General features: G+C 74.8%; 14 protein-coding genes. 9 read left to right on the forward strand and 5 right to left on the reverse strand.

What is annotated here, in order from left to right; all coding sequences use genetic code 11:
• Positions 1 to 112 precede the first annotated feature (112 nt).
• The 3 genes from Ani05nite_RS13665 to Ani05nite_RS13675 form a co-directional block, all read right to left on the reverse strand.
• Positions 113 to 1,063: an isocitrate lyase/PEP mutase family protein gene (locus Ani05nite_RS13665; RefSeq protein ID WP_203768423.1), complete on the reverse strand. Its 951-nt coding sequence runs from the start codon at positions 1,061 to 1,063 to the stop codon at positions 113 to 115.
• A gap of 301 nt (positions 1,064 to 1,364) precedes the next feature.
• On the reverse strand, positions 1,365 to 1,589 hold the full coding sequence (locus Ani05nite_RS13670) for a tautomerase family protein (protein ID WP_203768424.1): 225 nt from the start codon (positions 1,587 to 1,589) through the stop codon (positions 1,365 to 1,367).
• Between the two features lie 15 nt (positions 1,590 to 1,604).
• Entirely contained in the window at positions 1,605 to 5,450 is a 3,846-nt protein-coding gene (locus Ani05nite_RS13675; protein WP_203768426.1) for an amino acid adenylation domain-containing protein, read from the reverse strand.
• Positions 5,451 to 5,831: 381 nt separating this feature from the next.
• Between Ani05nite_RS13675 and epsC the strand changes: the two genes are divergently transcribed.
• From epsC to Ani05nite_RS13710, 7 genes are all read left to right on the forward strand, one after another.
• Positions 5,832 to 6,452 carry a serine O-acetyltransferase EpsC gene (epsC, locus tag Ani05nite_RS13680; RefSeq protein ID WP_203768428.1) on the forward strand — a complete coding sequence of 207 codons (621 nt, stop codon included), beginning with the start codon at positions 5,832 to 5,834 and terminating at the stop codon, positions 6,450 to 6,452.
• Between the two features lie 47 nt (positions 6,453 to 6,499).
• On the forward strand, positions 6,500 to 7,486 hold the full coding sequence (gene cysK, locus Ani05nite_RS13685) for a cysteine synthase A (protein WP_239129874.1): 987 nt from the start codon (positions 6,500 to 6,502) through the stop codon (positions 7,484 to 7,486).
• On the forward strand, positions 7,483 to 8,781 hold the full coding sequence (locus tag Ani05nite_RS13690) for an ATP-grasp domain-containing protein (protein ID WP_203768430.1): 1,299 nt from the start codon (positions 7,483 to 7,485) through the stop codon (positions 8,779 to 8,781). Before cysK ends, Ani05nite_RS13690 begins: the two co-directional genes overlap by 4 nt.
• Positions 8,778 to 10,034 (forward strand): ATP-grasp domain-containing protein, encoded by a 1,257-nt coding sequence (locus tag Ani05nite_RS13695; RefSeq protein ID WP_203768432.1) that lies wholly within the window; start codon positions 8,778 to 8,780, stop codon positions 10,032 to 10,034. Before Ani05nite_RS13690 ends, Ani05nite_RS13695 begins: the two co-directional genes overlap by 4 nt.
• A complete protein-coding gene (locus Ani05nite_RS13700; protein ID WP_203768433.1) occupies positions 10,031 to 11,311 on the forward strand; it encodes an MFS transporter in 1,281 nt (426 codons plus the stop codon). Before Ani05nite_RS13695 ends, Ani05nite_RS13700 begins: the two co-directional genes overlap by 4 nt.
• Positions 11,312 to 11,390: 79 nt before the next feature.
• On the forward strand, positions 11,391 to 12,086 hold the full coding sequence (locus Ani05nite_RS13705) for an SDR family NAD(P)-dependent oxidoreductase (protein ID WP_203768434.1): 696 nt from the start codon (positions 11,391 to 11,393) through the stop codon (positions 12,084 to 12,086).
• 60 nt (positions 12,087 to 12,146) lie between these two features.
• Complete coding sequence (locus Ani05nite_RS13710; protein ID WP_203768435.1) at positions 12,147 to 14,240, forward strand: M14 family zinc carboxypeptidase; 2,094 nt, start codon at positions 12,147 to 12,149, stop codon at positions 14,238 to 14,240.
• A 123-nt stretch (positions 14,241 to 14,363) separates the two neighbouring features.
• On the opposite strand, the gene Ani05nite_RS13715 is transcribed toward Ani05nite_RS13710, so the two are convergent.
• Complete coding sequence (locus Ani05nite_RS13715) at positions 14,364 to 14,879, reverse strand: peptidase M23 (protein WP_203768436.1); 516 nt, start codon at positions 14,877 to 14,879, stop codon at positions 14,364 to 14,366.
• 136 nt (positions 14,880 to 15,015) lie between these two features.
• Here Ani05nite_RS13715 and Ani05nite_RS13720 point away from each other — a divergent pair, with 136 nt between their 5' ends.
• Complete coding sequence (locus Ani05nite_RS13720) at positions 15,016 to 15,864, forward strand: RCC1 domain-containing protein (RefSeq protein ID WP_203768437.1); 849 nt, start codon at positions 15,016 to 15,018, stop codon at positions 15,862 to 15,864.
• Between the two features lie 718 nt (positions 15,865 to 16,582).
• A complete protein-coding gene (locus tag Ani05nite_RS13725) occupies positions 16,583 to 17,611 on the forward strand; it encodes a hypothetical protein (protein WP_203768438.1) in 1,029 nt (342 codons plus the stop codon).
• Here the strand turns inward: Ani05nite_RS13725 and Ani05nite_RS13730 are convergent.
• Positions 17,608 to 19,047: a pyridoxal phosphate-dependent decarboxylase family protein gene (locus Ani05nite_RS13730; protein WP_203768439.1), complete on the reverse strand. Its 1,440-nt coding sequence runs from the start codon at positions 19,045 to 19,047 to the stop codon at positions 17,608 to 17,610. The two genes, Ani05nite_RS13725 and Ani05nite_RS13730, sit on opposite strands and share 4 nt — an antisense overlap.
• Between the last annotated feature and the right edge of the window lie 42 nt (positions 19,048 to 19,089).

Here is a 19,089-nt window from a genome sequence, read left to right on the forward strand (position 1 = left end):
AGGATGGGCCGCCGAGCGCGATGCCGGCCGAGCGGCGCCCGGGTCGGCGCACGCGCCCGGGTCGGCGCGCACGGCCGATCGGAGCATGACGCCGGCGATGGCACCTGGGCCGTCACCGGCCGCCGTCCCGGACCGCGTTCGCCCAGAACTGGCTGCGGTACACCCCGTCGCCGGCCAGGTGCTCGGCGACGGTAGGCCCGTCGGCAAGCGGCCGGTCCGCGGTGGGCGCGGCGGCGTGGGGCCCGGCGAGCCGGTCGAGCTCCTCGCGGCCCAGGGACGGGTTCAGCGGCCCGGTCTGCCCGGTGAGCAGCAGCGCACGGGCTGCCCGGTGCACCGTCGCGTAGGCCAGCTGGGCCAGCGCCGGCCCGATGCTGATCCGGGCCACGCCGTGGGCGGCCCACCCGGCCACCGGGATGCCGCCCGGCTCGGCCAGGACGTTCACCGGGGCGGCGACGGCCCGCACCAGCGACACGACGGCGTCCACGCCGGCCCCGGCCGGGAAGATGCTGTCGGCGCCGGCGCCGAGGTAGGCCGTGGCCCGGTTCACCGTGTCGGCCAGCCGGGTGGCCGGATCGCCCACCGTGCGCAGGTAGGTGTCCACCCGCGCGTTGATGAGCACCGGCACCCCGCAGTCGTCGGCGGCGCGGCGGGCGGCGGCGAGGCGGGCGCACTGCTGTCCCACCGGGCGCAGCCGCCCCGGCCCGTCGTCATCGCCGTCCTCGATGGTGACGCCCACCGCGCCGGCGTCCACGACGGCGCGTACGGTGTCGGCGACCTGACCCGGCACCGTCCCGTACCCGGTCTCGATGTCGGCATCGACCGGCACCCGCACCGCCGCCGCGATCCGGCGCACCGCCTCGACCAGGTCGCGCCGTTCCAGGCGCTCGCCGTCGCGGGCGCCCAGGCTCCAGGAAATGCCGGCGCCGGTCGTGGCGACCGCCGCCGCGCCGAGGCTCTCCACGATGCGGGCGCTGGCCACGTCCCACACGTCGACCAGCAGCAGCGGGTCACCCGGGCGGTGAAGGCGGCGGAAGGCCTCGGCCTGCTCCCGTCGCGTCGTCATCGACCCCGCCGCGGGCGGCCCGCCGGAGCACCCGGCCCGGCCGGCGCACCGACCTCCCACCGTCCCGCTGGCCCACCGATCAACCGCCGGCCCGCTGACCCGCCGACCGACCGCCGGCCCGCCGACTCGCCGATCAACCGCCGACATGCCGAACCGCAGGCCGTAAAACCGCCGACCACCCGCCGACCCGCCGAGCCGCAGGCCGTCAACCCGCCAAACACCCGCCCACCGGCCAAACCGCAGACCGCCGACCCGCCGACCACCCGCCCGGCCACGGATCCCCCGGCCGCCGGGGTGCCGGTCAGTAGTCCGGGCGCTTGCACAGCAGGGCCGCCCGCTCCACGATTTCGGGCTGGTAGACGCGCTCCTGCCACTCCGCCGGGTCCACCGGCTCCAGGGCGATCGAGACGACGTTCTCGGCGCAGCCCAGCGCCTCGCCCACCGCCGACGTCAGGGCGGCGACCAGCGTCGCGCGCCGCTCGTCGTCCAGCGGCACCGGGAAGTGCTTGATGTTGATGTGGGGCACGACTTCCTCCTCTAGTCAGCTCGGCACGTGCGGGTGGACGGCGATGGCCTCGGCCAGCAGCCCGACGTCGGGCTCGCGGAGCACGCTGTAGTGGTCCGCGTCGAGGGTCACCACCGTCGGCGGCCGGCGCGAGTAGCCGGCACCGGCGTCGATGAACGAGTAGTCGTCGCCGTGGACCCGGCACACGGTCACCGGGGCGGCCACGCACCGGCCGGTCAGCTCGGCGAAGGTGTACGTGTGCCGGTACCGCCCCGCCGCCACCGCGGTGATCCGGCTCACCGTCGCGGCGTCCAGGCCCGGGAAGGACGCGGTGATGTACGCCGCGAAGGTCCGCTCGTCCCGGCTGGCGCGCACGCACGCGTCGGCCGCCGGGCCGTACAGCTCCCCGGCGAAGACCGAGTAGAGCACCCGGACGAACGTCTCGTCGGCGAAGGACGGCCGGGACACCCCGCCCCCGGCCCGCACCCGTGGTGAGCCGGGGGCGATGAGGACCAGGTGCTCCACCTGCTCGCCGGCCCGCTCCAGCTGGTGCGCCGCCTCGAAGGCCACCCGGGCGCCGAAGGAGTAACCCCACAACGTGTACGGCCCGGCCGGTTGCCGCCGGCGGATCTGCTCCAGGTCGGCGGCGGCCATGTCGGCGACGCGCTCGTGCGGCGCCTCCCCGGCGTTCACGCCGTGCGCCTGCACGCCGTAGAAGCCGCGGTCCGTGGTGATCCGGGCGGCCAGCGCGCGCAGGCTCATCGGGTAGCCGCCCAGGCCGGGCCAGCAGAAGATCGGCGGGCCGGCGCCGTCCGCGCGCAGCCGCACCAGCCGCGCGGCGCCGCGCCGGGCGGGCGCGCCGAGCCGCCGGGCGAGCTGCTCGACGGTCGGCGCCTCGAACACCGTCTGCACCGGCAGGCTGGTCCCGAACTCCTTGTTCAGCTCGGTGACCAGCCCCACCGCGATCAAAGAGTTGCCGCCGGACTCGAAGAAGTCGTCCTGCACCGAGACCGCGTCCCGGTGCAGGCGGCGGCCCCAGACCGCCGCGATGCGCTTCTCGATCGGCGTCCGCGGGGCGACGAACGGGCGCTCGGCGGCGTCGACGCCCGTCTCGGCCAGGGCCGCCAGCGCCCGCAGGTCGATCTTCCCGTTCACCGACAGCGGCATCTTGTCGAGCACCACCACCTTGTTGGGCAGCATGTACTCCGGCAGCAGGCCGACCAGGTCGTCCCGGATGATCTCGGCGGGCCCGCGCATGTGCACGAGGTCCTCGCGCATGTCGCGGCCGCGCAGCTGTTCGGCGCTCACCGGGCCGCCGACGCAGAAGTAGGACGGACCGGTGGCCCGGCCGGCGGCAGCCAGCACGGCGTCGAGCCGGCGCGCGGCGGGCAGCGGATGCCCGGAGCGCGAGCTGTAGCCGGACGCCATGAAGCCGAGGCCGAGGCGGGTCCCCGTGAGCTGCAGGCGTTGCAGGGCCCGGCCCAGGTCGCAGTAGTGCCGCCAGCGCGGCCCGGCCGGGCGGGTCAGCGCGATGCCGAAGCTGGCCCGGTCGTAGACCTGCTGGTTGATGGCGATGACGTCCCGGCGGCGGATCACGTCGTCGCCGATCCGGGCGAACCGGCCGCCGGCGTACGCGTACAGCCCGTCCGGCAGCCCCGCGACCCGGCCGCGGTGGGTCTGCACGTAGACCTCGACGCCCGTGGCGCGCGGCCGGGAGCCGTACGGCGTCAGCTCCCAGGTGCCGATGTAGTGGTCGTCCGGCGTGGCACCCAGCCTGTCCCGCAGCTGCGGCCGGTGACTGTGCGCGCTGATGTCCAGCCCGTAGCGGGGCAGGACGTGTTCGAGCAGGCCGACCAGGTGACCGGCCTCGAACTCCAGCACCTCCTCGACGTTGCTGCGGTAGACCGCGCTGATCGCCGGCGTACGCCCGAGCAGGTGCACCCGGGCCATCGGGCCGCCGCCGGTGGTGTCGCCGACGCGGACGAGCTGGTGCCGCACCGGGTGGTAGTAGTACAGGCCCGGCGCCACCGCCGGCACGCCGTCGAGCTCCAGCACGACCTGCACGCCGTACAGCGAGCCGGGCGACGCGTAGCCGTACTTGGGCAGCAGGCGTTCGGGGCTGTGGTACTGGCCCAGGTAGCGCAGGATCTCGCCGAGGGTCGGCAGGTCGAGCCGGCCGGGCGTCGTGCTCGGGGCGGCGCCGGGTGGTTCGTCCGCGCCAAGCAGGCGTTCCAGGTCGTGGCGGCCGATCGGCTCGCCGTCGTAGAACCGGTAGGTCTTGCGGGCGAACACCAGGTCGCGCTGCTCGGCCGTCGCGATCTCGCCGGGCAGGGCCACGACCGGCTGGCCGGCCAGCTCGTCGTCCGGGCGGCAGCCGAGGTTGGCCAGCTGGGCCCGGATCTGCACCCGGCTCTCCTTGGACTTGTGGTGCGCGCCGTGGATGCCCTGATCCATCAGCACGGCTTCCTTCTCGTCGAGCTCGGCGAACGCGATCATGGAGTCGAAGCCGGTCTTCGGGTCCGGGCGCACGACCACCGCGGCGGCGGCGACCCAGTCGTGGCTCTCGATCGCCAGCCGGATCTCGTCCAGCTCGATCCGGAAGCCGCGCAGCTTGACCTGGTTGTCCGCCCGCCCGACGAAGTGGGCGCGGCGGCCGGCGTCCCAGTAGGCGAGGTCGCCGGTGCGGTACAGCCGGGTGTGCCCCGGCTCCGCGGCCGGGTCCGTCAGGAAGGCCGCGTCGGTCAGGTCCGGCCGGCCGAGGTAGCCGCGGGCCACCTGCGGGCCGCTGATGTAGAGCTCGCCGACCTCGCCGGCCGAGACGGCCCGGCGGTGCTCGTCGAGGATGTGGTAGCGCAGGCCGGGGACCGGCCGTCCGATGGAGACGGCGCGCGGGCCCTGCGCCACGGCGGCCGGCCGGACCCGGTACGACGAGGTGTTGATCGTGCACTCGGTGGGCCCGTACAGGTTCACCAGCTCGACCTCAGGCACGGCCGCGTGTAGTTGCAGGGCGAGGTTGCGCGACAGCGCCTCGCCGCCGCTGAAGATCTGCCGCAGGCTGGGGCACCCGGGCAGCTCCTCGGTGTCGACCAGGGCGTGCAGCAGCGTCGGCACGCACTGCAGCGTCGTCACCTCATGGCGCCGCAGCGCCGCGATGATCCGGTCGGGGTCCCGGTGCAGGCCCGGCCGGCCCGCCACGACGGTCGCGCCGCAGGCCGGGGCGAGGATCTCCCACTGCGCCGCGTCGAAGCCGGCGGGCGTCTTCTGCAGCAGGACCGTCTCCGGCCCGATCCGGTGCGCATCGCGCAGCCAGCGCATCTGGTGGGCGATGGCGCCGTGCTCGACCATCACGCCCTTGGGGGCGCCGGTGCTGCCGGACGTGTAGATCACGTAGGCGAGGTGACGGGGGTCGGGCGGCTGCGCCTCGGCCGGCGGGGCGGCCGGCGCCGCCGCGAGCTCCGACATGGTCACGACGCGCACGCCCGGGGGCACCAGCCGGGCCAGCGCGGCGGCGAGATGGTCCTGGGCCAGCACCAGCCGCAGGCCCGCCTCTTCGATCATGTACCGCAGCCGCTGCTCCGGATACTCCGGCGACAACGGCAGATAGGCGGCGCCCGCGAAGAGAATTGACCAGGCGCCCAGGATCAGTTCCGCCGACGATTCCGCAGACAATCCCACCGGCCGGTCGGCGAGTTCTCCGTCGCGGCCCAGATATGCGCCTCCGGAACGCGCCCGGTCAAAGAAATCGGCGTATCGCACGCGGTGCCCGCCGGCCACCAGGGCGGGCCGGTCCGGGTGCTCCCGGGCGTTGTCACGCAGCATGCCGAGGATCGTCGCCGCGTGCCCACGGCTGACCTCGGCCCTGCTGTTTTCCCTGCTCAGCACGATATTGCTCCAGCACGCTCGACGGTGGTCGGGACCGGGCGACCGGCCGGCGCCCGGGTGGGGCGCGCTTCACCGGCGCACCGCGACGGACGCGGTGAGCCCATCGAAAGGGCTCCCGACATTGACCGGAAGGCCGGGGTGTGCCGATCTCGCCAAGCCAATCAATCAAGGGGGTGGCCCTGTCAATCGGTCAACTCGGACGGTCGGATATCGGCACTTGCGGTCAGTCGCCGCCGGCCTAAGAATGGGGCCGTCACGTTCGGTGCCGGCCCGGCGAACAGATCGAGAGCCGACACTGCCCGGCCCGGATTCGGGGGCCGGCCGCCGCGCCGCCGGCGCTTCGGGCAACCCCGCGTCACCCAGCAGAAAGGTCCGGTATCCGTGCGCGCTCCCCGTGGTCAGCCGCGACTGCCGCAGATCCTCGCCGAGGATCTGCGGGCGGTCCTGGCTCGCGACCCCTCCGTGCACACCCGGGTCGAGGCGCTGCTGCACCCGGGTCTGACCGCTATCTGGCTGCACCGCGCGGCCCACTTCTGGTACCGCACCGGGCACCGCGTGGTGGCCCGCCTGATCATGACCGCGGCCCGCGCCCTGACCGGGGTGGAGATCCACCCGGGCGCACGGCTGGGCCGGCGGGTGTTCATCGACCACGGGGCCGCGGTGGTGATCGGGGAGACCGCCGTCGTGGGTGACGACGTCACCCTGTTCCATCAGGTCACGCTGGGCGCGGTGGGGTGGTGGCGGGACAACGCGCGCGAGCCGGGCGCCCGGCGGCATCCCGTGATCGGCGCCGGCACGGTGCTGGGTGCGGGAAGCAGCGTGCTGGGCGCCGTCACCGTCGGCGAGCGGTCGTTCATCGGCGCTCACGCCCTGGTCCTGCAGGACGTGCCGGCCCGGGGCCGCGCGACCGCTGCGGCCGCCGTACCGCTGGCGCCGCCGGCCCGGACGGCGCCGCAGCCGATCGACCTTCTGCGTCACACCGCGTCCGCAGGTTCGTGGTGAGCGTTCCCGCGCCGATCGCTCGGCGCCGCACAGATGAGGTGAACACCGTGCTCGACAATCCGCCGCAGGCGCCGCCGTCCACTCCGCGGATCGCCGACAGCATCGAGGACCTGATCGGGCGCACGCCCCTGCTGCGGCTGCCCCGGCGGGACGCCGCCCCCGGGGCGCAGGTGCTGGCCAAACTGGAATCGGCCAACCCGCTGGGCAGCATCAAGGACCGCGCGGCGCTGTGGATGCTGCGCGCCGCGGAGCGGTCCGGGCAGCTCGCCCCCGGCGGCACCGTGGTCGAGGCCACCTCGGGCAACACCGGGATCGCCCTGGCCGCCCTCGCCGCGGCCCGGGGCTACCGGTGCGTCATCGTCTTGCCCGACAGCGCCACCGCCGAGCGGATCGGGCTGCTGCGCGCGCTCGGCGCCGAGGTGGAACTCACCCCGCACGAGCTGCGCTACCAGGGCGCCATCGACCGGGCCGCGGCGCTCACGGCGGCTATCCCCGGCGCCTGGTACCCGCAGCAGCACACCAACGCCGACAACGTCCGCGCGCACCGGGAGACCACCGGTCCGGAGATCTGGGCCGACACCGCCGGGCGGGTCGACATCCTGGTCTGCGGCATCGGCACCGGTGGCACGCTGTCCGGGTCCGCGGCGTACCTCAAGCGCCACAACCCGGACCTGCGGGCGGTCGCGGTGGAGCCGGCCACCTCGGCGCTGCTCTCCGGCGGCGAGCCCGGCACGCACTGCATCCCCGGCCTCAACGGCGGATTCATCGCCGACACCACCGACGTCGCGCTGATCGACGAGGTGCTCACGGTCACCGACGACGAGGCGGCCGCCACCGCGCGCTGGCTGGCCCGCCGCGCCGGGGTGCTGGCCGGGATCTCGTCCGGCGCCGCCGCGCACGCGGCCCTGCGGGTCGCCGCCCGGCCGGAGAACGCCGACCGCGTCATCGTGGTCGTGCTGCCCGACACCGGCGAGCGGTACCTGAGCGTCTGGGCCCATGAAGCCGCCGAGACCGACGAGGACCCCCGACGATGAATCCCGACCGTACCGTGCTCATCGTCGGCGGGCTGCCGGAGACCGTCCGGACCGCCAAGGAGCTCGGCCTCGAGGTGCTGCTGCTGCAGCATCCGGACAAGGTGACCGCGGAGCAGGAGTCCCTGGCCGACGTCCTGGTGGCGGTGGACTTCACCGACTGGGCGGCCACCGAGCCGGTCGTGCGCCGGCTGCACGACGAGCACGGCTTCGCCGCCGCCGTGTCGCTGACCGAGCCGGGTCTGGAGCCCGCGGCCCGGGTCAACGACCACTACGGCCTGGGCGGCACCGGCCACGAGGCCACCCGGCGGATCCGCGACAAGTGGGCGATGCGGCGTCACCTGGCCCGGCTCGACCCGGAGGCCGTGCAGGCCCGGCTGCTGCTGCACCGCGGCGATCTGGAGGCGTTCGGCGACGAGCACGGCTATCCGTTCATCGTCAAACCCACCGACGCCACCGCGAGCATCGGCGTGTTCAAGGTGGACGGCCCGGCCGACGCCGAACGGATCTGGCAGCAGGTGTCGGCCCTGCGGGGCACCCGCACCGACCGCATCTCCACCATGTACGTGCTCCAGGACTTCCTGATGGAGCAGTACGTCGAGGGCGCGGAGTTCAGTGTGGAGTCGTTCAGCTTCGCCGGGCGGCACGTGATCGTGGCGATCACCGAGAAGTTCACCGCCGAGGGGCACTTCGCCGAGCTGGGTCACGCCGTACCGGCCCGGGTGGGCGAGGAGGTGGCCGAGCGCGTCCGGGCGGCAGTCGCGCGGTTCCTGGACCACATGGGCGTCACCGACGGTGTCTGCCACACCGAGGTACGCGCGGGCGAGCACGCCGTCCGGGTCATCGAGGGTCACACGCGCTGGGGTGGGGACGCCATTCCCGAGCTGGTGCTCGCCGCGTACGGGGTGGACCTGGGGCGGCTGGCCGTGGGCTGGCCGTTCCGGCTGGTGGAGGAGCTGCCGGACCGGCCGGCGCCGCACGCCGGGGCCAGCTCGCGCTTCCTCGTCGGCGCCCACGGCCGGGTGACGGCGGTCGAGGGCGTGGAGCAGGCCCGCGCCCTGCCCGGCGTCCTCGCCGTCAAGATCACCGCCAAGCCGGGTGACCCGGTGCGCCCGCTGCGGGACAACTGGGACCGGCTCGGGCTGGTCGCGGTCACGGCCGCGGACGCCTCGGCCGCCATCGAGCTCGCCGAGCAGGTGACCACCACGGCCCTGCGCATCACGGTCGAGGACGAGTACGGCCGGGTCAGCACCGCCCGGCTCGCCGAGCTCGGCCCGAGCCTGGTGGAGGCGCCGTGAGCGTCCTGATCCTGCACCGCAACCCGCTGGAGCCGTTCCCCTACGACCGCTGGCTGCACGACTATCCGGGCGACATCGTCGTGCTGGCCGACCGCAGCCGCTTCGCGCCGGGCGGCGAGCCGGTCCCCGTGGACGACCGGAACTTCTCGCGGCTGGAGGTGCTGGACCGCTTCGACACCGACGTGGTCGTCAAGCGGGGCCTGGACCTGTGCGGCGAGTTCGGTGTCACGCACGTGATCGCGCACCACGAGGCCGACGTGGACGCCGCCGCCCAGATCCGCGAGCACCTGGGACTCGACGGCCCCTGGACCGCCGACGTCCTGCCGTTCCGCGACAAGGCCCTGATGAAACAACGCGTCCGCCGGGCCGGCCTCGACGTGGCGCCGTACGTCCTGGCCCGCGACGCCGGGCAGGCGCGGGAGTTCATCGCCGCCCAGGGGCTGCCGGTCGTCCTCAAGGACCGCGCCGGCTACAACGCCATCGGGCTGCACATCCTGCGCGACGAGCCGGCCACGACGCGGGCGCTGGCCGCCGCCTACGCCGGCGGCGAGCGCGACGACCTGCTGCTCGAGCGGTTCGTGCCGGGCCGGATGTGCCACGTGGACGGGCTGGTCGTCGGCGGCCGCACGGTGCTGGCCTGGCCGGCGCAGTACCAGTACGACCTGGCCTCGTTCGGCTCGGATCCCGGGGCCCGCATCGACCTGACCTTCGAGCCGGGCGACCCGCTCACCGCACGGCTGCTCGACTTCGCGGAGCGGACCCGGGCCGCGCTGACCGACGCCGGCAGCCGGCTCACCGATCACGGGTTCCACGCCGAGATCTTCCACACCCCGGACGACCGGCTGGTGCTCTGCGAGATGGCGAGCCGCCCGGCCGGGGCGAAGATCCGCGAGGTGTTCGAGGCGCTGTTCGCCATGAACCTCGGCGAGTACGCGACCCGCGCCCAGCTCGGCCTGCCCCTGCCCGGGCTCGGGGCCGGCGCCCCGCCGGCACCCCGGACGATGGCGGGCCAGGTGCTGATGATGAAACGCCCCGGTAGGGTCAGGTCCGTGCCGTCGCCACCGCCGGAGCCGTGGGTGCACCGGTTCTGGCGGTACGCCGAGCCGGGCCAGGTGATCCCCCCGGCCGCCGGCTCCTCGGACTTCCTCCTCGCCGCCGTTGGCACCGCGCCCACCCGCGAGGGGTGCCTCCGCCGGCTGCGCGCGCTCGGCGACCGCTTCACGGCGCAGACCGTCATCGAGGAGCCCGCATGAAGCGGTCGACGCAGGCGCGGTACATGCTGGGCATGGTGGTCGACGCCACCGGCAGCGGCATGTACCTGCCGCTGTCGCTGCTGTACTTCCACCACAACACCGGCCTGAGCATCACCCGGGTCGGCGCGATCATCAGCGCCGCGGCGGTCCTGGGCCTGGTGAGCAACCCGATCACCGGCGTCCTGGTGGACCGGTACGGCGCCCGGGCCGTCGTGGTCGGCGGCTACCTGGTCCGCGCGACCGCGTTCGCCAGCTATCCGCTGGTGCACGACCCGGTGCCGTTGTTCCTGGCCGTGCTGGTGATGGCGATCGGCGACGTGTCCTTCTCGCCGTCCATCCAGTCGTTCATCGCGGAGATCGCCGAGGGCGCGGCCCGGGACAGGCTGATCGCCGCCCAGCGCAGCCTGCGCAACGCGGGGCTCGGCGCGGGCGGCCTGCTCGCCGGGGCCGCGCTGGCCCTGGGCAGCGACCGGGCCTACCACGGGATCGTGCTGGGCAGCGCGGTGGCGTTCGCCGTCGCGGCCCTGCTGATCCGCTCGATACCCACCCGCCCGCGCGCCACGGCGGTCACCCGCACCGCCCGCGGCTACCGGCTGGTGGCACGCAACCGTCCGTTCCTGGCCCTGACCCTGCTCAACGTGCCGGTGGCGTTCGGCTACATGGTGCTGTCGGTGAGCCTGCCCGTATACGTCACCCAGGAACTGGATCAGCCGAGCTCCCTGGTGGGCGTGCTCTACGCGGTCAACACCGTGGGCATCGCCGTGTTGCAGATCCCGGTGACGCGGCTGCTGACCCGCTACCGGCGGACCCGGTCGGTCGCGCTGGGCGCGACGGTGTTCGCGACGTCGTTCGTGGCGTACGCCGTCCTGGGCGTCGTCTCGACCGGCACCGCGCTGGTCATCGGGGTGTTCGTGGCGACCGCGGCCTTCACGGTCGGCGAGCTGATGCACGGCGCGACCGCCTCGGCGATGGTGGCCAGCGCGGCGCCGGCCGAGACCCGGGGCCGGCACCTGGCGGTCTACCAGCTGTCCTGGGCGGTGCCGACCGCGCTCGCCCCGGCCGTGCTGACCGGGCTGCTGACGGCGTCGCCGACCGGGATGTGGCTGGTGCTGGCGACGGCGGTCGGCGGGGCCGCGGCGGGGGTGCTGCGGCTGGAACCGCGACTGCCGCGGGCGGCGGTGCGGCCGGGAACGCCGGAGCCGGAGCCGGGCAGCACCGGGGCGGAGACCACCGAGCCGGAGCAGGCCGACCCGTCCCGCGCGCTGCGGGACGCCTGAGCCGTCCCGGGCTCCCGGCGGGGCGATTCCTGTCGTACCCCGGGGGCAGGATCGCGGCCTGACTCAGCAGCGCATCGCGATGGTCACCGGCGCCAGCCGCGGGGTCGGCAAGGGCGTCGCCCTCGCCCTCGGCGCGGCCGGTTACACGGTGTACGTCACCGGCCGGTCGACCGACGCCGCGGTCACCTATCCGCGGGTCGGCGGCAGCGTCGAGCAGACCGCGCGGGAGGTGACCGCCGCCGGCGGCGCCGGCGTCGCGATGGTGTGCGACCACACCTGGGGGCAGCCGCTGTCGGTGTGGGACGACATGTTCGCCGGTGGCGTGCGGGCGCACTACGCCGCCACGGTGCTCGCCGTCCCCCTGCTGCGCCCGGGCGCCCTGGTCGTCACGGTCTCCTTCTTCCCGGGCAGCTACCTCAGCGGCGAGGACCAGGTGGCGTACAGCGTCGCCAAGGCGGCCGACGACCGGATGATCGCCGTGATGGCCGAGCAGCTGCGGCCGCGGCGGGTCACCGCCGTGGGGCTCTACCCCGGCCTGGTCCGCACCGAGGGGGTGCTCAGGGCCGCGGAGTTCCTGGACCTGTCCCGATCGGAGTCGCCCGAGTTCGTCGGGCGCGCGGTGGTGGCGCTGGCCGGCGGCCCCGGGGTGGCCCGGCACACCGGCCGCTGCCTGGTGGCGGCCGAGCTCGCGGCCGAGTACGGCTTCACCGACGTGGACGGCGCCCGGCCCGTCAGCGCGCGGGCCCACTTCCGCGACCGGGCCGGGGGCGGTTGACAGGGATCGATGGATGGACTGGTGTGGACGTCACCATCCTTCGATGTCGCAGGAGGCTCGATGTCATCCAGACGCCGCTGGGCGGTCACCGCCGCCACAGCCGTGCTGACCGCCGGACTGCTCACCCACCCCGGCGCGAGCGCCGCCGCCCCGCCCGGCGGACCCGGCGCCGCGCCGGCGATCGCCCTGGCCGCCGGCGAACACGCCCTGATCCGCTTCCGGCTGCCGGACGAGGCCGCGTTCCAGCGCCTGGTCGCCTCCGGCGCCGACGTCGCCACCCGGCCGCGTACCACGGACGGGCAGGTCATGGCCGATGTCGTGGTCGACGCGGCCGAGCTGGGCGCGCTCACCAAGCGCGGCGCGGTGGCCGTCCAGGTGATCCAGACGCAGGACGACGGCGCGCGGCGGCTCGCCGAGGGCCAGGCCCGCAGCCGGCTCGCCGGCGAGGACACGCTGCAGTTCCTGCAGGCCTACTGGTGGACCTCCGGCGGCCGGACGTTCCTGCAGACGCAGGTGGCCACCACGGCCACGGACGACCCGGACGTCGAGATCACCGTGACCTGGACGACGGCCGACGGCACCACCGGCAGCTACTCGCTCTACCGGTTCGAGGACTCGGGCGAGTACCAGTACCACGTCCAGGTGCCGCAGCGGCTGCCCGCGCGGCCGGTGACGGTGAGCGCGACGTCCAGCCTCGGCGGGCGGTCGCGGACGATCACGCCGGCGGTCTGGCCCGGCGCGACCCCGCCGGCGCTGCCCGGCGGCTACCAGCGCGACTTCATCGACGCGTACCTGACCCCGACCGACATCAAGGCCCGGATCAAGCGGCTGAGCCGGCAGTACGCCGGCCTGGTCGACGTGATCGACCTGCCCAACCGCACCCAGGGGTACCGCCGCACCGCGGCCGCGTACCTCGGCGACCCGGCCGCGGCGGCCGTCGTGGTGGAGTCGGTCAGGTTCGGCGACCAGGGCATGAACGGCGTCCAGGTGCGCACGGTCGACCCGGGACAAGCGAACAGGCCGCTCGGTGCGACGTACCGGGACCGGGTCCTGACCGTCTCGCTGGCCACCGACGCCGGCGGCAAGGTGATCAGCACGACCGACGACGTGGCCGCCTTCATCACGGCCCGGTATCCGCAGCGCTTCAACGCGTTCGTCGAGGAGGGGTCCGCGGGCGTGCCGATGCCGGTCGCCGGCCCGGCCCGCCTCGACGACGGCCTGGCCGGCACCGAGGTGCCGCGCCGGCCGTGGACGGTGCAGGCCCTGCGGATCGGCGCGGTGCGCGACGGGTCCAAGGTGGGCGTGCTCGCCTACAGCCAGGAACACGCCCGCGAATGGGCCACGCCGCTGGTCACGCTGGAGTTCGCCGAGCGCCTGCTGGCCAACTACGCGACCGACCCGGCGACCCGGGAGCTGCTGGACTCGGTCGACGTGTTCGTGATCCCGACGGCCAACCCGGACGGCGCGAACTACTCGTTCAACGACTTCAACTTCCAGCGCAAGAACCTGGTCAACCACTGCACCGGCGCCAACCGCGACCCCCGCCTGCGCAACTCCTGGGGCGTCGACGTCAACCGCAACTACACCGTCGGCTCCTACTTCGACGGCTACGTCGGCGGCAGCCCCAACTGCCTGTCCGGCACGTACGCCGGCACCGGGGAGCTGTCGGAGGCGGAGAGCCGCAACGTGATCGCGCTGGCCAAGGCGCACACCAACATCAAGTACGCGCTGAACGTGCACAGCTACGGCGGCTACTTCATGTGGTCGCCGGGCGCGTACAAGGCGGCGGGCCGGGTCACGCTGCCCCGGCCGTCCATCGACGAGGCGAAGTACTTCCAGGACAGCGCCCGCCGCATCGTGGGCGCCATCTCCGCCTCGCGGGGCACGGTGACCTGGCCGGCGTACACGGGTCCGGTCGCCGACGTGCTGTACTCGGCGGCCGGCAACTCCGCCGACCAGCTGTACTACGAGCTGGGCATCGCCGCCTGGGACTTCGAGGTAGGCAACGACCTCTGGAACGAGGAGACCGGCCAGTGGGAGGGGGTGGGCTTCCAGCCGCCCTTCGCGGAGGCGCACGCCGAGTCCCAGGAGTACGCGGACGGTCTGATCGAACTGGTCCGCATCGCCCGCGACAGCGCCGCGGCCGCGCGTTAGCCGTGCTGCCGACGGACGGTGGCCGCGGGGGGATCTAGCAGGGGGTGAGGGCCTTCGGGTCCGGGGGACGGCGACGTCCCGCCGGGTTGCCGGAGGCCCTCAGGTCCGCCGTGATGCGCGGGCTCACCTGCAGGCGACCGCCGGGCTCAGCGCGTCGACGAGGCGGGTGGCGGCCCGGGCGTGCTTCGCGTAGGCCTCCGGGAAGGCTGACACCTGGACGGTCTGGGCGGCGTCGGTGAGCCGCATCCGCTGCCAGCCGTCGACGGCGAGCAGCTTGTCGTAGAACTTGTGGGTCTGGTAGGCCGGATCGGCCAGCTGGCCGGGTGTGCCCCAGCCCTGGCTGGGGCGCTGCTGGAACAGGCCGATCGAGTCCCGGTCACCCCCGCGCAGGTTGCGCAGCCGGGACTCCTGCAGGGCGGTGGCCACCGCGATCACCTGGCCCCGGACCGGCACCCGCCGGTCGTTGCCGATGGCGACGATGAGGCGGGCGTTGGCGATCTGCTCGTCGCTCCAGCCGTCCAGCGCCGACGCGGCGGCCGAGGCCCCGGGGCGGGGCGGGCAGGCGGCGTCCGCGCGCAGCAGGGGGCTGAGGGCGAAGCCGGCCAGCACGGCGACGGCCACCACGAAGAGCGCACGCACGACGGGAGACACCTTCCGGATCATGGGGTCCGGCGAAGGGTACCGGTCGACCGCGGTCGACAGTGGACCGGAGGCGCCCGGTCGCGGATGGCGGCTCTCCGGCTCGCTCGCCCACGCCATCGGTCATGCTGTTCCCATGAGAAGTACCGTCATCGCCGCCGGCCGCCGGCACTCGCTGGGGCTGCGCGCCGACGGCGCCGTGGTCGCGGCCGGCCAGGGGACCTCCGATGAGTGCCGGGTCGAGGACTGGGCCCGGATGGTCGCGGTGGCGGCCGGCAATGTGCACACGGCGCCCAACACCGGACGGTCCCACAGCGTCGGCCTGCGCGCGGACGGCACCGTGACGGCGACGGGCTGGAACGGTGACGGGCAGTGTGACGTCACGTCGTGGCGCGACGTGACCCAGGTCGCCGCGGGCTGGCGGCGCACATTGGGGCTCGTCGCTGACGGCACAGTGCGGGCCGCGGGACGCGTCCGCGAGGGCGCATGCGACGTGGGCCGGTGGCGTGAGATCGTCGGGCTGGCCTGCGGCGACTGGCACTCGGTGGGCCTCGGAGCCGACGGGACCGTCGTCGCCGCGGGCAACGATCGGCGCGGGCAGTGCGCGGTCGGGCCGTGGCGGGACATCGCCGCCGTCGCCGCCGGCTACCTCCACACGGTCGGCCTCACCACCGACGGACGGGTCCTCGCGGTCGGGGACCCGTCGACGGGCGCCTGCGACGTCGGCGCCTGGAGCGACGTCGTGGCGGTGGCCGCCGGCAGCTACCACACCGTCGGGGTCACCGCGGCCGGCCGGGTCGTGGCCGCGGGCAACGGGGACCACGGCCAGTGCGACGTCACCGACTGGCGCGAGATCGTCGCGGTGGCGGCCGGCTCCACCCACACCCTCGGCCTGCGCGCGGACGGCACGGTCGTCGCCGCCGGCAACAACGAGCACGGTCAGTGCGACGTCACCGGCTGGACCGCGATCCGGTCGCCCCTCTGACCCGTCGCCCTCCCGGCCCGCGAAGCAGCACCGAGCGTCGCCTCCCGGGAGCGCACCACGGCCGCACGTGGGGTGCTGGTCGCCCGGGCCGGCACCGGGATCATCGGAACGTCCCGTTGAGGACGACGTCGGCGCGCATCGGCATCTCACGCCCCTCCCCCAGGTGCGGGAGAGGCGGTGCTCCGGAGTAGTCGATCGGGAACGTGCGGAGCCGGTCAGATGGCTGACGCCGCCGTGCCGGACATGCGACGCCGCGCGGCGGGCGGACCATGATCAGGCGCTGAGGGGGAACGCCGGCCCGGCCGCAGCGGATTCGGAGCGGGCCGGTGGAGCACCTGCCCCACCGCCGGATCGGCGAGACCCACCCCGCGAACGGACCGCCGAGCACACCGAGCAGCAGCGAGGCCAAGGGCGCGCGGGCAATTCCCAGCCGGCGAGCCGGCTCCCCGACGCGGGCGTCCAGAAGGCTGGCGGGTCGAAGGCGGAGAGGGCTGGCGGTGAGGAGCCGAGCAGCCTGACGGTCAAACGGTCAGGGAGGAAAGAACCTCACGGACAGAGGTCGAGCAGCGTGAAGGTCGACAAGGAGCGCGCCGCGCCGGCCCGGTCGGTGCGCACACCGAGCCCAGGGCAGATCGGCACCGCACCACCCGCCGGAACCCGACAGACGAGTTCCGCCCCTTCCCACCCCCTACCATTGATCTTGGACAATACTGGTCGCATGGCGCAGAGCGCAGGTCGCGCGCTACCGGGTACGGCGCGGGCCCGCCCCCCGCTGGCCGGCGGTCCCGCGGGCACCGGGACCGACGACCCGATGTCCGAGGAGCTGCACGGCGCGCTCCGGGCCATCGCCCTGGCCCTGGCCGACACCGACCCCTCGTCCGAGCGGGTGACCCTGGAATGGGCGCGCGACCGCACCTGCATCGCGCTCGACGCCGTCCTCGGCGACGAGGCCTTCTGGACCCGGCTCGGCGACCAGCAGGATCCCGGCGAGGCGTTCCGGGGCCTGCCGCACGGCGTCCACGATCTCGTCGACGGCGTCACGCAGATGCTCGTGGTCATCGGCATGGCCCCGGGCCCCATGGCGACGCGCATCGTCCGTCACGTGCACGCGGCGGCCGGTTCCGTCGTCTCGTGGGCCCCCGCCGCGGTCGTGACCGGCGGACTGCGCGCCGAGTTGTGGCGCCTGCGGGAGGAACTGCGGGAGGCTCGCCTGCCGACGGTGGCCGGTGGGGCGGGTCCCGGCCGCGATCCCTGGACGAGCCGGTTGCGACGGGATCTCGCCGCCGCGGTCATGCCGCTGATGTCGTTGTCGTTCCAGGGGCAGAGGGTGGTGGCGTCGGTCCTGCTCAATCTCGTCGCCTCCGCGATCTGGGCGGGCGGCGCCCTGGGCGTCGGCTGGGTCCTCGACGGCGACGCCGCCCCGGCACCCCCGGCCCAGGCCGCCCCGGCCCAGGCAACCCCGGCCCAGGCAACCCCGGCCCAGGCAAGCCCAGCCCAGGCAGGCCCAGCCCAGGCAGGCCCGCAGGACGCCCAAGCCCAGCAGCCACCCTCCCCCGCCGGTCCCACCCCGGCAGCGCAGGACGGAGCGGCGGCGGTCGACGAGGCGTCGGCCGCTCCGATGACCGTCGAGGAGGCCCTCGTCACGCTGAAGTCCCTGCGCGACCGGGAGCTGATCCCCCAGGAGGACTACGACCAGGCGGTGCACCAGGTCGTCCAGGGCTTCGCTCAGCAGGTGCGGGCCGGTTAGCCGTGGTGTCCCCGGGTGCGTTCGGCCAGCTCCCGGACCACGTCGACGAACAGGTCGATGTCGGCCTCGGTGGTGCGCCAGTTCACGATGGCCGGCCGCAGCGCCACCCGGCCGCCGTAGACGGTGGTGCCGCAGAAGACCCGGCCGTCGGCCAGCAGCGCCTCGCCGACGGCCCGGTTCCACCGGTCGAGCTCCGCCGCCGGGAGGCCGGGCGCGGTGACCCGGAAGCAGACGATGCACAGCGGCACGTCGGCCAGGCGCTCCAGCTCGGGCGCCTCGTCGACCCGCCAGGCCAGATGCCCGGCCAGGTCCAGGTGCCGTTCCACCATGGCGCGGTAGCCGTGGCGCCCGTACGCGCTCAGCGTCGCCCAGATCGGCAGCGAGCGCGCCCGCCGCGACGACTCGGGCCCGTACAGGCCGTAGCCGCCGCCCGGGTCCTGCGGTCCGGGCAGGTAGGCGGCGCCGGGCATGCCGAACGCGGTGCCGAGCCGCCCGGGCTCGCGGATCAGGGCGAAGCCGCTCTCGTAGGGCACGTTGAGCCACTTGTGCGCGTCCGCGGCGACGGAGTGCGCCCGGTCGATCCCGCGCACGAGGTGCTCGGTGCGCGGGGACAGCGCGGCGAACAGCCCGAACGCGCCGTCGACGTGCAGCCAGGCGCCGTACCGGGCGGCCAGCTCGGCCAGCGACTCCACCGGGTCGAAGTCGCCGGCGTTGACCTCCCCCGCGTTGGCGATGATCACCGCGGGCGCGCCGCCGAGCGCGGCCAGCCGCCGTTCCATCCCCTCCAGGTCGACCCGGCCGACCGCGTCGCGGGCGCAGACCTCGACTGCGTCGCGCCCGTGGCCCAGCATCTGCAGCGCCTTGCGGGCGGAGGCGTGCACGTAGCCGCCGGAGAACACCGGCATCCGGGGCAGCCCGGCGAGCCCGTCGCGGACGGTGTCGGCCCCGCGGTGCTCGCCCCACCACTGGGTGGCGCAGCCCAGCGCGGTGAAGTTGGCGAAGGTGGCGCTGCCGACCAGGGCCCCGCCCCAGCCCGGGGGCAGCCCGACCAGGTCCCGCAGCCAGTCCAGCACGACCGTCTCGGCCTCGTGCGCGAAGGCCGACGACACCCGGGCGAAAGCGTTCTGGTCGAGCAGCCCGGCCGTCCAGTCGGCGGCCAGCGCCGCCGGCGTGCTGCCGCCGGTGACGAAGTGGAAGAAGCGCGGCCCGGACGAGGCCGTGGCGGTCGCCGTGCCGATCTCGAGCAGCCGGTCGACGGCCGCCGCGGTGCCGGCGCCGTGCTCCGGCAGCGGACCGCCCAGGCCGGCGAGCAGGCCGCCGGCGGCCGGGTCGTGCACGGCCCGCTCGGCCAGGGAGTCGAGGTAGGGGCCGGCGGCGGCGGTGACCCGGGCGAGCGCCGCGGCCGCCGCGTCCCGGTCCAGCAGTGGATCAGCCATCCCTGCAGCCTGGCGCATGCCGCGGGCGGGCGTTGTCCGCCA

The sequence above is a fragment of the Actinoplanes nipponensis genome, assembly GCF_016862275.1.
Taxonomy (GTDB): Bacteria; Actinomycetota; Actinomycetes; order Mycobacteriales; family Micromonosporaceae; genus Actinoplanes; species Actinoplanes nipponensis.

What these genes read in the sequence shown, in the direction of transcription:
- Ani05nite_RS13730 (WP_203768439.1), bottom strand. Translation starts at nt 19,047, where the DNA reads ATGGCTGATCCACTGCTGGACCGGGACGCGGCGGCCGCGGCGCTCGCC.
- Ani05nite_RS13705 (WP_203768434.1), top strand. Translation starts at nt 11,391, where the DNA reads ATGGTCACCGGCGCCAGCCGCGGGGTCGGCAAGGGCGTCGCCCTCGCC.
- Ani05nite_RS13725 (WP_203768438.1), top strand. Translation starts at nt 16,583, where the DNA reads ATGGCGCAGAGCGCAGGTCGCGCGCTACCGGGTACGGCGCGGGCCCGC.
- Ani05nite_RS13690 (WP_203768430.1), top strand. Translation starts at nt 7,483, where the DNA reads ATGAATCCCGACCGTACCGTGCTCATCGTCGGCGGGCTGCCGGAGACC.
- Ani05nite_RS13700 (WP_203768433.1), top strand. Translation starts at nt 10,031, where the DNA reads ATGAAGCGGTCGACGCAGGCGCGGTACATGCTGGGCATGGTGGTCGAC.
- Ani05nite_RS13720 (WP_203768437.1), top strand. Translation starts at nt 15,016, where the DNA reads ATGAGAAGTACCGTCATCGCCGCCGGCCGCCGGCACTCGCTGGGGCTG.
- Ani05nite_RS13665 (WP_203768423.1), bottom strand. Translation starts at nt 1,063, where the DNA reads ATGACGACGCGACGGGAGCAGGCCGAGGCCTTCCGCCGCCTTCACCGC.
- Ani05nite_RS13710 (WP_203768435.1), top strand. Translation starts at nt 12,147, where the DNA reads ATGTCATCCAGACGCCGCTGGGCGGTCACCGCCGCCACAGCCGTGCTG.